The sequence below is a fragment of the Shewanella aquimarina genome (assembly GCF_023349185.1).
Classification (GTDB): Bacteria; Pseudomonadota; Gammaproteobacteria; order Enterobacterales; family Shewanellaceae; genus Shewanella; species Shewanella aquimarina.
In genome coordinates this window covers 1-14,258 of record NZ_JAKIKY010000005.1, presented here as the reverse complement: position 1 = coordinate 14,258, position 14,258 = coordinate 1, and the positions used below count along the sequence as shown (strand labels likewise).

Below are 14,258 nucleotides of genomic sequence, written 5' to 3'. Positions count from 1 at the left end.
CTATCCCCTTACGCGAACTGTGGGTTGATCTTGTCAACATCGATGCCGTACTCGGCAATTGCTTGCGAGAGTACTTCAACTGGCAATTCGTTGCGGTCAACCAGCGACTTCAGTGCGGCGATCACGATGAACTTAGCGTCCACTTCGAAGTGGTGACGCAGGTTCTCGCGGCTGTCACTGCGACCGAAACCATCGGTACCCAGCACCTTGTAGTCGGTAGGAACATAGGCACGTAGCTGCTCGCCATATATCTTCATATAGTCGGTGGCAACAACGGCAGGTGAATCGCTAGACAGCACCTGGCTGATATAAGCCTGCTTAGGCGTCTCGGTTGGGTGCAGCATGTTGTAACGCTCTGCCGCCTGACCATCGCGAGTCAGCTCGTTAAAGCTGGTGACGCTAAATACGTCTGACGAGATACCGAAGTCTTTCGCCAATGCCTGCGCCGCCTTACGAACCTGCTCAAGGATGGTGCCACAGCCCATTAGCTGTACCTTACCCTTGCCGCTGCCAGACACTGATTCCAGCTTGTAGATACCCTTGACGATACCTTCCTCGGCCCCTTCTGGCATTTCAGGCTGAACATAGTTTTCGTTCATCGTGGTCAGGTAGTAGAAGATATCTTCCTGGTTCTCACCATACATGCGACGGATACCGTCTTGAACGATAACCGCAATCTCATAACCATAAGTTGGATCGTAAGAGATACAGTTCGGAATCGTGTTAGCCAGTACGTGGCTGTGACCGTCCTGGTGCTGCAGACCCTCGCCGTTCAGGGTAGTACGGCCCGATGTGCCGCCGACCATGAAGCCGCGAGCGCGCATATCACCTGCCGCCCATGCCATGTCGCCAATACGTTGGAAACCAAACATTGAGTAGTAGATGTAGAACGGAATCATTGGCGTATCGTTGACCGAGTAGCTGGTCGCCGCAGACACCCAAGAAGACATGGCACCAAGCTCGTTGATACCTTCTTGCAGTACCTGGCCTGACTTATCTTCGCGGTAGTAAGCCACCTGATCCGAGTCTTGTGGTACGTACTTCTGCCCTTCGTGAGCATAGATACCTACCTGACGGAACAGACCTTCCATACCGAATGTACGTGCCTCATCCGGAATGATAGGCACTATGTTCTTACCTATCTTCTTATCTTTCAGCAGCGCGGTCAGAATACGTACGAACGCCATGGTGCTTGAGATCTCACGGCCGTTAGAGCCTTTCAAGATAGAATCGAAGATCTTCAGCGAAGGCACTTCGAGATCTTCAGAGAACTTCTGACGGCGAGCCGGCATAGAACCGTGCAGCGCGGCGCGGCGTTCCTGAAGGTACTTCACCTCTTCCGAATCTGGACCTGGGTGATAGAAAGGGATCTCTTCTAGCTTGTCGTCAGGGATCGGGATATTGAAGCGATCGCGGAAGTAACGTACGGCGCTGATGTCCATCTTCTTAACGTTGTGCGCGATGTTCTTACCTTCACCGGCATCACCAAGACCATAACCTTTAACGGTTTTCGCCAGGATAACGGTTGGGCGACCCTTAGTGTTCTTCGCGTGTTGCAGCGCGGCATAGATCTTCACAGGATCGTGACCACCACGGTTGAGGCGCCAGATGTCGTCGTCAGACATGTTGGCGACCATCTCGGCAGTTTCAGGGTACTTACCGAAGAAATGCTCACGGGTATAAGCGCCACCTTTGGCCTTACAGTTTTGGTATTCGCCGTCGACGGTTTCTTCCATCAGCTGCAGCAGCTTACCGCTGGTGTCGCGAGCCAATAGCGGATCCCAGTAACGCCCCCAGATCACCTTAGCCACTTCCCAACCAGCGCCGCGGAATTCGCCTTCAAGCTCTTGAATGATCTTGCCGTTACCACGTACAGGACCATCTAGACGTTGCAGGTTACAGTTAACGATGAAGACCAGGTTGTCCAGCTCTTCACGCGCCGCCAGACCGATAGCACCTAAGGTTTCTGGCTCGTCACACTCACCGTCACCCAGGAAGCAGTATACGGTTTGCTCTGAGCAATCTTTCAGACCACGGTCGGTCAGGTACTTCAGGAAACGAGCCTGATAAATCGCCTGAATTGGACCCAGACCCATAGAAACCGTTGGGAACTGCCAGTAGTCAGGCATCAACTTAGGGTGTGGGTAAGATGATAGACCCTTGCCGTCCACTTCCTGACGGAAGTTAGCCAGTTGATCTTCGGTCAGGCGACCTTCGAGGAAAGAGCGCGCATAGATACCTGGTGCGATGTGTCCTTGGAAGTAAACCAGGTCACCGCCATCCTTCTCGTTTGGTGCACGGAAGAAGTGGTTAAAGCAGACATCGTAAATGGTTGCACTAGAGGCGAAACTAGAAATGTGGCCACCCAGCTCAAGATCTTTCTTTGAACCGCGCAATACCATGGCCAGGGCGTTCCAACGAATGATGGCGCGAATGCGACGTTCCATCTCCTGGTTACCAGGCATATGAGGTTCCTGACCCGCTGGAATCGTGTTCAGATAGGCGGTAGTTGCCTTATAAGGCAGATGAGTACCGTTGCGACGAGCCTTGTCGATTAGCTTCTCAAGAAGAAAATGAGCACGTTCCGGACCTTCTTGCTCTAATACGGCTTGTAATGAATCGACCCACTCTTGAGTCTCTAACGGATCTAAATCTTGCAGCATATGTTCAGACATTTCGCAGTCCTTCCCTATATACATTAATTGTATGAATTGAATAATAAAAAGTGGCGGTTAGACAGACTGCCTACGCGCCACTCTTCAAACGGCGCAGACTACGCTGCAACCGGCTATCTTCTTCCCTCACAGACAACATCACTTCCTCAATGTAGCTTAGATGCTCGTTTGAGGCTTCTCTTGCTGCTTCAGGGTCACGACGCACGATGGCGGCAAGAAGATCTTGCCTATGCTCGTTCGCCATTTTAGAGGCATCAGCTCTGCGCTTTAGCAACTCTAGGTTTTGCGCCACATTCTTATGCAGCACGGGAGATAAACTCAGTACCAAGTGCAGCATAGCCACGTTGTGTGAGGCCTCGGCAATGGCGCGATAAAAACACACGATCGCCTCTGCCTTCGCCTCGATGTCAGACGCAGCTTCTACCGCTTGGATTTTTTCTTTGATGTTTTGCATGTCGGCATCGGTACCCCGAAGTGCCGCAAAGTAAGCCATCATGCCTTCAGTGGCGTGACGAAACTCGAGAAGATCGTACTGACTCTCGGAATCGCTGTGCATCAGCTCCACAATAGGATCAGCAAGACTCTGCCAAAGTTGCTCTTTGACATAGGTACCACCGCCTTGACGACGCAGCAGCAAGCCTTTTGCTTCTAACTTTTGAATTGCTTCACGAAGAGATGGTCGAGAGACTTCGAATTGCAGTGCCAATTCACGCTCTGGTGGTAATTTCTGACCCGGTTGCAGACTCCCCTCTAGGATCATCTGCTCCAGCTGATTCATGATCACATCAGAAATTTTTGGCTGGTTGATTTTGCTATAAGCCATATGGCCCTCAGCTCCTATTGTAAATTGGTCTTACCAATTTAATTGACTGAGCGCACTTTATCAAATCACATTTCAGATGTCCAGTTCGTGATCTGCTTCATGTAAACTCACGATTTGTGAGAATAGCTTATATTTAAGATAAAGGGGTCTGACCATTGCCCCAAGAGCTTAGGGCTCGCCTTGAACAGCAATAACGAGGCGAACAAGCCGCAATACAAGCGTCCGCCTCGCCCGGCAGCTACACTACCACCCCAAAGATCGTCAGCAAAGAGAGGCCGATCACGAGTAAGATAAAGTTACGCTTACTCAACTGTAGCAAAGAGATGGTCGATTGGACGCAAATTGGTGTCGGTGAATTAAATTCAATGGTCTCTGCCGCCAGGGCGACCTCAGATATGACATCGCGCGCCGGGCAACGCCAGCACAGCGCCTGTTGTCGCCAGCGAGCAAATGCCAGCGAAAAGTGTCCACTGAGCACATAGCCTAGCGCGATCAATCGGCTCGGCAGCCAATCCAGCAACAATAAGGCAGTGTCCACTAAAGGAAGATCGATTCCCCGGCTCTTGGCATCGTCCGAGAAATAACGCACGGTACAGTAGAGTACGGCCCCGGCAGGTCCGAAGAAGATAAGATATAACGCCACGGCGCCATAGAAACGATAATTGAGCCAGGCAACCGTCTGACCGACTTTCTCACCGAGATCTTGCTCTGATACGGCATCGAGCGACACATAAGGGTCAAGCTCATCGGCAAAATGGTAACAAGCCTGTGCGTCGCCACGACAAGCCGCCTGTATATACTGTTTGAAGACCTGACGCTGTTTGAGATGACTGAAACAGAGAATCGACACCCCGACCCAGAGCCCGAGGCTCAACAGCCCCCAAAACATGCCGGCCACGAACCAAGCCAGCACCTGCACGGCTATCGCAGGGAGAATCAGCGCGATCGCCATCATAAGATCGTTGGTGAGCTGCTTACGGCCAAAGAAACTCTTGGCATATAAGGCTAATAGGGTTTCTAGCTGCCATGCCTGGGGTAATAGCTTGAGACGTTCTATCATGATCGCCAGCAATAAAGAAAACAGTGCCATCTTACTCCCCTCTCCCTTCCATCTAATTGTTGTGTTTAATGGTAAACCAAGCTTTTAGGTAAGTTACGCTTCATCCAAACTCGCGCGATATCTGTCCCAGTCGAAACTCTCACCGGGATCAGTCTTCCGTCCTGGTGCTATGTCGCTATGCCCGACGATAAGATTTCTATTGAGCATAGGATATGCGTCAAACAAGACCAAGGTTAATTGCGTGAGCCGATCATACTGAGCATCGGTATAGGCCTGGCTATCAGTGCCTTCAAGCTCTATACCTATGGCAAAGTCATTACAACCGGTACGCCCGGCAAACTCAGAGACGCCAGCATGCCAGGCGCGATCATCACAGCTGACATACTGCACCAACTCGCCGTCTCGCCGGATCAAAAAATGCGCCGACACCTCTAAGCCTTCGAGCTCACAAAAACTCTCATCGGCTTGAGTATCCAAACAACCTTGAAAAAGCTGGTCAATATAGGGCAAGCCAAACCGGCCAGCAGGCAGGCTGATATTATGGATCACCAAGAGGCTCACCTCTCCATCTGGACGGGCATTAAAATGTGGCGAGACACACTGTCGACACTCTTGAATCCACCCTTTTTGCAACGTCATGTTAGCCACAGGCCAATCTACCTCCAAACAATATCAAGCCGTTAGCACTTTAACCCAATTCGGATGATAGCCGCCAGTCACACGAGACCAACGATTACAAATCGGCACAAATTGCGTCTATCTTCACCGCGTAGCGCTAAATATCCCTGCTTTTTCAATCTGGGATTTGTTACTATTAACGGCATATAGCTAAGTGCTCGCAGCCATTGAATCAACAGAGATAACCCATTCGAGCCACAAGTGATGCGCTCAGGGAGTGCGGCGAGCCGCCATGAGGATAGAAAGATGCTGGAAAATGACATTAGATTAGCCGTCAAAGTCGCACTAGAAGAAGATTTAGGTTTTCAGGCTGACTCGAATCTAACTCCACAAGAAAAATTGAGTCTGGACATCACTGCTCAGCTTATTCCTGGCGACAAGTATGCGCAGGCCACACTGATCACCCGCGAAGAAGGCGTCTTTTGCGGTAAAGCATGGGCTGAACAGGTCTTCAACCAGTTAGGCGGTGAAGTCGCTCTGCATTGGCATGTGGACGATGGTGACCTTGTGTTGCCGAATCAGGTTTTATGCGAAATGTCGGGTTCTGCTCGCGCCATTCTGACCGGTGAGCGCACCGCGATGAACTTTATCCAGACACTCTCCGGCGTGGCGACCTTGACGAAACTCTATGTCGATAGACTGGCAGGCACTCACTGCAAACTGTTAGACACCCGTAAGACCATACCGGGTCTGCGCACAGCACAAAAATATGCAGTTACCTGTGGCGGCGGAAAAAACCATCGTATTGGTCTTTTTGATGCCTTCCTTATTAAGGAAAATCACATCATGGCCAGTGGCTCGATCGCATCAGCCATCAAAGCCGCCCGTAGGCTTGCCAGCGACAAGTTAGTGGAAGTCGAAGTAGAAAGTATTGATGAGCTCAAACAGGCGCTCGATGCCGGTGCCGATATTGTCATGCTCGACAACTTTGACGTCACCATGATGATAGAAGCGGTAGAGCTTAATAATAGCTATAGCGAAAACCAGCGGGTAAAACTCGAGGTGTCGGGCAACGTGACCCTAGATACCATCTCAGACTTCGCCAAAACCGGCATAGACTACATCTCGGTCGGTGCCCTGACCAAACACGTCAAGGCGTTGGACTTGTCGCTTAGGCTGAAAGATTGATTTCCTGTAATAAGAAGCCTGCAGTCACAAGAATGCTCAACTTGATACTTTTACCCCGTCAGGTTGGGCAACATTTACGCAACAAGTCAAATTACCATTAAAGATTGTACGTAAATTAATCAGGGCTAAAACGGCTTTCTAGCCGCTATAAAATTGACACTCCTGGTATGATCGCCAATTTTTCAGCCAAAGTCATAATTACGCTATAACTTTTTTTTACAAAAAAAAATTTTATTAGACAAATTCACCATCAAATTAGTACTTTGATGCGATTTACGGTTCCCTTTTTGTTAACTTTGTACTAACTTTGGCTGTAGGCGAGATGGCCCTTTCGGCCAGCTTACCATGAAGGTAAACCGACTTAGTAAGTCGAAAGCATTAATTATCGTTAATTGAAGATTTTCTAGACTAGCGACAAGTTTAGTGAAACATACCGTTAACAATCTCTGTGTTTGCGAGAGCGCGATACGGGCAAGCATTAAACGAGTCACAGCTTAAAAGCCTGCTGGAAAAAGTTAAGATGCTGACGATAAAGATATGATTTCTACTGACTAAATTGCCAAATGGTGCAGTTTGCCGAATGAAGATTAATCAAACTTAGAGTGAAAGCCAAGAATGTAGAGGTAAAGCATGGTAAAAATTGCCAGCTTACTGAACTCATTTTAGGAATTCATAAAATACTAGTTGATAGCAATAACGATTTGACCAGGGACGACGTCTTAAGTTACGCAGGAGCAAGCTGAACAAGAAATTTTGGCGCCTTAGTTCTAAGCAAGTAACCCAAGTTATAGTGTTTTACGACAATTTTGACTATAACGAGAAAGTTGATATTAGAATCATTGTGCAACCATACCATCTGTTCAACATCGAGATGAGTCGAGTCAGAGTTCTGTCAAACGGAGAGAGTAAAAATGAAAGGTTTCAAAAAGAATAACGCTAAGGGTTTCACCCTGATTGAATTAATGATCGTTGTTGCAATCATCGGTATTCTCGCCGCAATTGCACTACCTGCGTATCAAGACTACACCAAAAAGTCTCGTTTTGCGGAAGTGAACACGACTTCAGATAGCTACAAAACTGCTATGACAGTATGCTTACACACCCAAGGTGACGGCACTCAGTGTGGAGCAGGTAGCAACGGCGTACCAGCAGATATCGCCTCTGGTTCAGGAACGAAAAATCTAGATTCAATAGCGTCAACCGCTGCAGCTGATAAATTTGTAATCACGGCAACAGGAACGACTGCAGCAGGTGCTTATACAAATATCTGGACTGGTACAATCGCCAATGGCCAGGTAACTTGGGCCCAAAGCGGTACCTGTGAAGGTGTAGGCTACTGCCAGAAAGACTAAGTAAAAGTACATAGAAATAAATGCCAACTACCGGCCTCCATCTCGGGTTATCGACGCTTTTCATCCGCAAAGGGCTGCTCTCTGAAGAGCAGCTATCGGAGGCCGTATCGCTTTCGCGAAAGAGTAGGCAATCACTGGTCACCACCCTGGTGACCAGCAAACTCCTATCTGCAAGAGAAATAGCTGAGCTCTGCTATGAGGAATATGGCACTCCCCTACTCGATCTTAATGAATTCGATATCAGTAGTATTCCGGAAGACTTCCTTAACAAAAAGCTGATCGAAAAACATAAGTGCTTGCCCCTGTTTAAGCGCGGCAACCGCCTCTATATTGGCACTTCAGATCCGACCAATATCGCTGCATTAGAAGACTTCCAATTCAGCGCAGGCCTGCACGCCGAAGCCATTCTAGTTGAAGACGACAAGCTAACAACTGCGCTTGAAAAAGTGCTTGAAGAAGATATCTCAGCACTCGATTTAGACGGTATAGACGAAGACTCGCTTTCCGGTATAGAGATCACCGACACCGATAAGCGTCAGGAAGAACAAGCCGGTGATGCCAGTGACGATGCGCCTATCGTCATCTATATAAATAAAATTCTCACCGATGCGATACGCAAGGGCGCATCCGACTTACATTTCGAGCCTTACGAGAAACGCTATCGTATCCGTTTTCGTATCGATGGCATCTTACATGAAGTCTCTGAGCCTCCGGTTAACTTAGCGGGCCGCATATCCGCACGTCTTAAAGTGATGTCTAAGCTGGATATCGCCGAGCGCCGCGTCCCTCAAGATGGCCGCATCAAGATGAAGCTATCGCGCACTAAATCTATCGATTTTCGTGTCAGCACCCTGCCGACAATTTGGGGCGAAAAGATAGTGATGCGTATCTTGGATTCATCCTCGGCACAGCTAGGTATCGAAAAGCTAGGTTATGAGGATGACCAAAGAGCATTGTATGAAGAAATGCTCGCCAAACCCCAAGGCATGATCTTGGTCACAGGCCCTACAGGTTCGGGTAAAACTGTCTCCCTCTATACTGGCCTGAATATCCTCAACACCGAGGAACGTAACATATCAACCGCAGAAGACCCTGTTGAAATTAACCTAGAAGGCGTCAATCAGGTTCATATTAACTTAAAAGCAGGCTTGACCTTTGCTTCGGCGTTACGTTCATTCCTGCGCCAAGACCCCGATGTGGTTATGGTAGGTGAAATCCGTGACCTAGAAACAGCTGAAATTGCCATCAAGGCCGCACAGACAGGTCACCTTGTATTATCAACCCTGCATACCAACTCTGCCGCTGAAACCCTTACTCGTCTTATCAACATGGGGGTTCCTGGTTATAACATTGCCAGTTCAGTAAACCTGATCATTGCCCAGCGTCTTGCAAGAAGACTGTGCACAGAATGCCGTCAACCAGAAGATGTTCCCGAACACGAACTGTTAAAACTCGGCTTTACCCAAGCCCAAATCAATGAAGGATTTACTGTCTACAAACCTATAGGTTGCGATCTCTGCTCTGGAGGCTACAAAGGACGTGTCGGTATCTATGAGGTGATGAAGATGTCAGATGAGATTGCCCGTACTATTATGGAAGGAGGCAACTCATTACAAATAGCCAATCAAGCTAAAGAGCAGGGCATGCGCGATCTTCGAGATTCAGGCCTACGCAAAGTCATAGCAGGGGTGACCAGTATCGCCGAAATAAACCGCGTCACCAGTTTTTAAATAGTCATAAAGGGTAAACCGTAAGCGTTAAGCTTGCTTTTTTCTGGTACTTACCCCCTATTACTTAAAGCTTTTTAACAAAGGATTTTCCATGGCTAGCGCATCACTCGCAAAAACAACCAATAAAAAGCAAAAAGCTGCAAAAGCACAACCCAAAGTTGTCACTTTTGAGTGGAAGGGTACCAACCGTGATGGCAAGAAAACCAGTGGTGAATTGCGCGGTACTTCTTCTGCGGAAATTAAGGCGCAGCTAAAATCTCAAGGGGTTAACCCTAAGGTCGTTAAGAAAAAAGCTGAAGCTCTTTTTAGGAGCGACCCTAAGATCAAGGCGATGGATATTGCCATGATCACTCGCCAGATAGCCACCATGCTGGCGGCGGGCGTCCCCATTGTAACCACATTAGAAATGTTGGGGCGTGGCCATGAAAAACCCAAAATGCGTGAACTACTAGGAGCCATAGTCACAGATGTGCAAGCAGGTATCCCTCTATCTGACTCCCTAAAGCCCCATAGGCAATATTTCGACGATCTTTATGTCGATCTAGTGGCGGCGGGTGAACATTCAGGTTCTTTGGATGCGGTATTCGACCGTATCGCAACTTACCGTGAAAAAGCAGAGGCTCTAAAATCAAAAATCAAGAAGGCAATGTTTTATCCTGCTGCTGTAGTTGTTGTTGCAGTTTTAGTTACGACCTTATTACTTCTCTTTGTTGTTCCCCAATTCGAAGAAATATTTAGCAGTTTCGGTGCGGAACTTCCAGCCTTCACTCAAATGATTATCGGTATATCAAGATGGCTACAATCATCCTGGTACTTCTTTGTCATTGCTATTATTTTAGGGGTCTGGTCTTTTAAACGTGCCCACCTTAAATCTCAAAACTTTCGAAATAGGGTAGATGAAGCGGTATTAAAAATTCCTGCTATAGGCCCGATACTTCATAAGGCTGCTATGGCAAGATTCTCAAGAACTTTAGCCACAACCTTTGCGGCCGGCGTCCCCCTTATCGATGGATTAGAATCTGCTGCCGGAGCTTCTGGTAACTATGTTTACCGTAGTGCTCTTACTAAAGTGCGTACCGAAGTCATGTCAGGCATGCAGATGAATGTGGCCATGCGAACTACAGGCTTGTTCCCTGACATGCTGATACAAATGGTGATGATCGGTGAAGAATCCGGCGGTCTCGATGAAATGCTCAATAAGGTTGCCAATATCTATGAGATGCAGGTCGATGATGCCGTTGACGGCCTATCTAGCCTAATTGAACCTATGATGATGGTGGTGATAGGTACGCTAGTGGGTGGTTTGATTGTCGGTATGTATCTTCCTATTTTCCAGTTAGGTAACGTCGTCGGCTAGCCATCCACTTTTACTTTTTAAATAATAAGAATTAGCTTTTACAATGATTGAATTTATCCAAATATTGGCTCAGCATCCTTTGCTGTTTGCCGCAATTTCTTTCGTCTTTGCTGCCGTAATTGGCAGCTTTTTAAATGTAGTCATTCATCGCCTTCCCGTGATGATGAAAAGAGAATGGCAAGAGGAATGCAACCAATATCTCGACGAATACCACAAGGCTACTGTTACAGGAATTAAAGATAAGCTAGTCCAACCAATCGATGATTTTCCGGAAAAATACAATCTTATCGTTCCTGGCTCATCTTGCCCTAAGTGTAAAACCGATATAAAACCTTGGCACAACCTCCCAATAGTTGGGTGGTTAATGTTAGGAGGTAAGTGCGATCATTGTAAGACAAGTATTTCTGTAAGGTACCCCATCATAGAAGCCTTAACAGGATTTGCAGTGGCCTACCTCGCTTACCAGTTTGGCCCAACCTGGCAATTTGTCTTTGCCACCTTGCTAACCTTCGGCCTTGTAGCCTTAACAGGGATAGATCTCGATGAAATGCTATTACCTGACCAGATCACACTGCCACTGCTATGGCTAGGCCTGTTGATCAACTTAGACAATACCTTCGTTTCAATTACCGATGCTGTCATTGGCGCTTCAGCGGGTTATATGAGCCTTTGGAGCGTCTTCTGGGGGTTCAAACTACTAACCGGCAAGGAAGGCATGGGCTATGGCGACTTTAAGCTGCTCGCGGTTTTTGGTGCCTGGTTCGGTTGGCAATTACTACCTCTTATCATTCTACTCTCTTCGATTGTTGGCGCTCTCGTCGGCCTAATGCTCATCGTCAATAAGAAGATCAATTCGGGTAACCCAATACCATTTGGCCCTTATATCGCCCTCGCGGGCTGGATCGCCATGATTTGGGGAGAAAAAATAGTAAACTGGTATTTATCCACCTTATAGCCATCTATTCATAAAACATCATGTCAAAATTTGTTGTAGGCCTCACAGGCGGCATAGGAAGCGGCAAGACGACTGTCGCCAACTTGTTTGCTGAACTAGGAGTTGATCTTGTTGATGCAGATGTTGTCAGCAGAGAAGTTGTTGCCAAAGGAACCAAAGGACTAACAGAAATCGCTAAGCATTTTGGCCCAAGCGTCCTCCTTAAAAATGGTGAACTTAATCGATCCTTTTTAAGGGATAAGATTTTTAGAGACCCTGTAGAAAGACAATGGTTGAATAGTCTTCTTCACCCGTTGATTAGGACCGAAATGTTAACACAATTGCAAAATGCGACCTCGGCCTACGCAATTTTAGTTGTCCCCTTGCTATTTGAGAACGGTTTAGATAGGTTAGTCAATTGCACTTTAGTGGTTGATATTTCGCCAGAGTTACAAATAAAGCGAACCACGGAGAGGGACGCAGTCGATGCACAGCAAGTAAGAAACATAATAGCTAGCCAGGCAAGCAGAGACGAAAAGCTATCTAAAGCCGATGATGTTATCGACAATCAAGGTGACATATCGGCATTAAGAGACAAGGTCGCTGCTTTACATAATAAATATATAAAATTAGCCGCCCAGACTTAACAATCGTCATGAATGAATTGATCTACGAACAACCGTTAAACGAGAAGACTCGAAGCTACCTTAGGCTCGAGTACCTCGCTAATCAAGTTCAAAATAATTTAGATCAAGATCATCAACACCGCTGTTTTTATCCATTATTTTCCCTGTGTGAACTCACCGAGCGTTGTGATTATCGCAGTGAAATTATAAAAGACATCGACAAGCAGCTTATAAATCTCAAAAAATGGCAGCACCTACCCCACATAGATGAGCAGCAAGTAGAAAGTTATATTGAGCAGATGCAAGAGGCGAGAGTTAAGCTCGTTCGCTGTGAAAGGCCAGGTCAAAAACTTAAGCAAGACAGGTTTCTCTCTGCCCTGCGTCAACGATTCGGCATGCCAGGTGCTTGCTGCAACTTCGATCTTCCGCAGCTACATTACTGGTTAGCTAAACCCTGGGATACGAGGCAACAAGAATATAAGGCTTGGACGGAACATTTTGAATGTCTGTTAACGCCGATCAAATTGTTACTTGAGCTTACCCGTAAGACGACAGTGTACAAGCCAGCAACCGCCGTTGCTGGCTTTTATCAAGGTTCTAGCGCCCAAGCCCTCTCGCTTATCCGAGTCAAAATCGATCCTTCCCAGGGATGCTATCCGACCATCAGCGGTAACCGGAATCGCTACGCCATCCACTTCGTATTATTTGATCAGCAGAAACACTCTGACAAATCGATAGACTTTATGTTGGCAACCTGTACCTAAAGTGGTTTACCATAGCCGACTGTCACAAATCGGCCTATGGGAATGATTATGCCAACCACAGTTAAGTGCCCAACCTGCCAGAAAGAGGTGCTTTGGTCCAAAGAGTCTCAATTTAAACCTTTCTGCAGTGAAAGATGCAAACTCATCGACCTGGGTGATTGGGCGTCGGAGAAACATGCTATCCCTGTAAAGCCTGAGTTTGATCCAGAGCTCCTAGATTCACTAGGCTATGAAGAAACAGACTTTTTTAAGGATCACTAAATGAAGCGTGTACACGTCGCGGTAGGCATAGTATTCAATGAAGATAATCAGATCTTACTCGCCAAACGCCCAGTGCATCTGCACCAAGGTGGAAAATGGGAATTTCCAGGCGGAAAAGTCGAGTCCAGTGAAACGACATCTGAAGCATTAATAAGAGAGTTAAAAGAAGAAGTCGCCATAGAAGTTACCTCCACGAGCCCTCTAATGGTGATTTCACACGATTATCCGGATAAGCAAGTATATCTTGATATACACACAGTAAACGCTTTCTCAGGAGAAGCTCAGGGGCTTGAAGGGCAAGAGATCAAATGGGCTAGACTCGACGAGCTCAAGAGCTATGACTTCCCAGCCGCAAACGCCCCCATAGTAGAAAAGTTACTTTCTTTATAAGCCAGTTTAAAAGCCCGAAAATCAATACGGGCTTTCCCTCCCTCTGATAACTATCGCTTTCATAATCCCAATTCCCAAACTTAAATCTTATCGACTAGATATGTTTGGTAACGATATGAACGACCTATCACTGCCTTAGGACTTAGGACTTAGGACTTGGGACTTAGGACTTAGGACTTAAGTATTTACATTATTGACTGATAAAAATCTTACTATTCGGGTTGCTTAAATTGAGTTCAGCAATCAATCAGATCTTACTTGGGGGCGTAAGACATCCACTTATCAAGCGAAGCTTGATGGATGACTGTAGCGCGAAGCGGCTAGGCTGCGAGCTGGGGAGCCCGCTCAGCGGTGGGACGAAGTAGGGAGTGTAGTGGTCAACTAAAATTGGCCACGGTTTTGTATTCAAGCCAGTATCTTCGCTCTGACTCATTGGGTGTCAGCCCACCGTTATATTGATGTGGTCTCAGCTGACTGTAA

The 14,258-nt window shown here is 47.2% G+C and carries 13 protein-coding genes; 9 read left to right on the top strand and 4 right to left on the bottom strand.

Annotated elements, in window-relative coordinates; all coding sequences use genetic code 11:
• Nucleotides 1–8: 8 nt before the first annotated feature.
• The 4 genes from aceE to ampD all read right to left on the bottom strand — a co-directional run bounded on the left by aceE (nucleotide 9) and on the right by ampD (nucleotide 5,197).
• Nucleotides 9–2,675, bottom strand: a complete 2,667-nt coding sequence (gene aceE / locus L2731_RS07470) for a pyruvate dehydrogenase (acetyl-transferring), homodimeric type (RefSeq protein ID WP_011867227.1) — start codon at nucleotides 2,673–2,675, stop codon at nucleotides 9–11.
• 70 nt (nucleotides 2,676–2,745) lie between these two features.
• Nucleotides 2,746–3,498 (bottom strand): pyruvate dehydrogenase complex transcriptional repressor PdhR, encoded by a 753-nt coding sequence (gene pdhR, locus L2731_RS07465; protein ID WP_011867228.1) that lies wholly within the window; start codon nucleotides 3,496–3,498, stop codon nucleotides 2,746–2,748.
• 238 nt (nucleotides 3,499–3,736) lie between these two features.
• Nucleotides 3,737–4,588 (bottom strand): beta-lactamase regulator AmpE, encoded by an 852-nt coding sequence (gene ampE / locus L2731_RS07460; RefSeq protein ID WP_239853984.1) that lies wholly within the window; start codon nucleotides 4,586–4,588, stop codon nucleotides 3,737–3,739.
• A 63-nt stretch (nucleotides 4,589–4,651) separates the two neighbouring features.
• Complete coding sequence (gene ampD / locus L2731_RS07455; protein WP_239854048.1) at nucleotides 4,652–5,197, bottom strand: 1,6-anhydro-N-acetylmuramyl-L-alanine amidase AmpD; 546 nt, start codon at nucleotides 5,195–5,197, stop codon at nucleotides 4,652–4,654.
• A gap of 285 nt (nucleotides 5,198–5,482) precedes the next feature.
• Between ampD and nadC the strand changes: the two genes are divergently transcribed.
• The 9 genes from nadC (at nucleotide 5,483) to mutT (ending at nucleotide 13,778) form a co-directional block, all read left to right on the top strand.
• A complete protein-coding gene (nadC, locus tag L2731_RS07450) occupies nucleotides 5,483–6,364 on the top strand; it encodes a carboxylating nicotinate-nucleotide diphosphorylase (RefSeq protein WP_249252507.1) in 882 nt (293 codons plus the stop codon).
• A gap of 911 nt (nucleotides 6,365–7,275) precedes the next feature.
• A complete protein-coding gene (locus L2731_RS19580; protein ID WP_249252506.1) occupies nucleotides 7,276–7,716 on the top strand; it encodes a pilin in 441 nt (146 codons plus the stop codon).
• 20 nt (nucleotides 7,717–7,736) lie between these two features.
• Nucleotides 7,737–9,446, top strand: coding sequence for a type IV-A pilus assembly ATPase PilB (gene pilB, locus L2731_RS07440; protein WP_249252505.1), 1,710 nt, complete (start codon nucleotides 7,737–7,739; stop codon nucleotides 9,444–9,446).
• Between the two features lie 91 nt (nucleotides 9,447–9,537).
• Complete coding sequence (locus L2731_RS07435) at nucleotides 9,538–10,803, top strand: type II secretion system F family protein (protein ID WP_249252504.1); 1,266 nt, start codon at nucleotides 9,538–9,540, stop codon at nucleotides 10,801–10,803.
• 43 nt (nucleotides 10,804–10,846) lie between these two features.
• Nucleotides 10,847–11,758: a prepilin peptidase gene (locus L2731_RS07430; RefSeq protein ID WP_249252503.1), complete on the top strand. Its 912-nt coding sequence runs from the start codon at nucleotides 10,847–10,849 to the stop codon at nucleotides 11,756–11,758.
• A gap of 20 nt (nucleotides 11,759–11,778) precedes the next feature.
• Entirely contained in the window at nucleotides 11,779–12,384 is a 606-nt protein-coding gene (gene coaE / locus L2731_RS07425; RefSeq protein ID WP_249252502.1) for a dephospho-CoA kinase, read from the top strand.
• Between the two features lie 8 nt (nucleotides 12,385–12,392).
• Complete coding sequence (gene zapD, locus L2731_RS07420) at nucleotides 12,393–13,127, top strand: cell division protein ZapD (protein WP_249252501.1); 735 nt, start codon at nucleotides 12,393–12,395, stop codon at nucleotides 13,125–13,127.
• 48 nt (nucleotides 13,128–13,175) lie between these two features.
• Complete coding sequence (gene yacG, locus L2731_RS07415; protein WP_239853968.1) at nucleotides 13,176–13,388, top strand: DNA gyrase inhibitor YacG; 213 nt, start codon at nucleotides 13,176–13,178, stop codon at nucleotides 13,386–13,388.
• A complete protein-coding gene (mutT, locus tag L2731_RS07410; protein ID WP_249252500.1) occupies nucleotides 13,389–13,778 on the top strand; it encodes an 8-oxo-dGTP diphosphatase MutT in 390 nt (129 codons plus the stop codon).
• Nucleotides 13,779–14,258: the final 480 nt, after the last annotated feature.

Coding starts and splice junctions, on each gene's coding strand:
- L2731_RS07430 (WP_249252503.1), top strand. CDS start 10,847: ATGATTGAATTTATCCAAATATTGGCTCAGCATCCTTTGCTGTTTGCC.
- pilB (WP_249252505.1), top strand. CDS start 7,737: ATGCCAACTACCGGCCTCCATCTCGGGTTATCGACGCTTTTCATCCGC.
- yacG (WP_239853968.1), top strand. CDS start 13,176: ATGCCAACCACAGTTAAGTGCCCAACCTGCCAGAAAGAGGTGCTTTGG.
- ampE (WP_239853984.1), bottom strand. CDS start 4,588: ATGGCACTGTTTTCTTTATTGCTGGCGATCATGATAGAACGTCTCAAG.
- L2731_RS19580 (WP_249252506.1), top strand. CDS start 7,276: ATGAAAGGTTTCAAAAAGAATAACGCTAAGGGTTTCACCCTGATTGAA.
- L2731_RS07435 (WP_249252504.1), top strand. CDS start 9,538: ATGGCTAGCGCATCACTCGCAAAAACAACCAATAAAAAGCAAAAAGCT.
- coaE (WP_249252502.1), top strand. CDS start 11,779: ATGTCAAAATTTGTTGTAGGCCTCACAGGCGGCATAGGAAGCGGCAAG.
- zapD (WP_249252501.1), top strand. CDS start 12,393: ATGAATGAATTGATCTACGAACAACCGTTAAACGAGAAGACTCGAAGC.
- ampD (WP_239854048.1), bottom strand. CDS start 5,197: ATGACGTTGCAAAAAGGGTGGATTCAAGAGTGTCGACAGTGTGTCTCG.
- pdhR (WP_011867228.1), bottom strand. CDS start 3,498: ATGGCTTATAGCAAAATCAACCAGCCAAAAATTTCTGATGTGATCATG.
- mutT (WP_249252500.1), top strand. CDS start 13,389: ATGAAGCGTGTACACGTCGCGGTAGGCATAGTATTCAATGAAGATAAT.
- nadC (WP_249252507.1), top strand. CDS start 5,483: ATGCTGGAAAATGACATTAGATTAGCCGTCAAAGTCGCACTAGAAGAA.
- aceE (WP_011867227.1), bottom strand. CDS start 2,675: ATGTCTGAACATATGCTGCAAGATTTAGATCCGTTAGAGACTCAAGAG.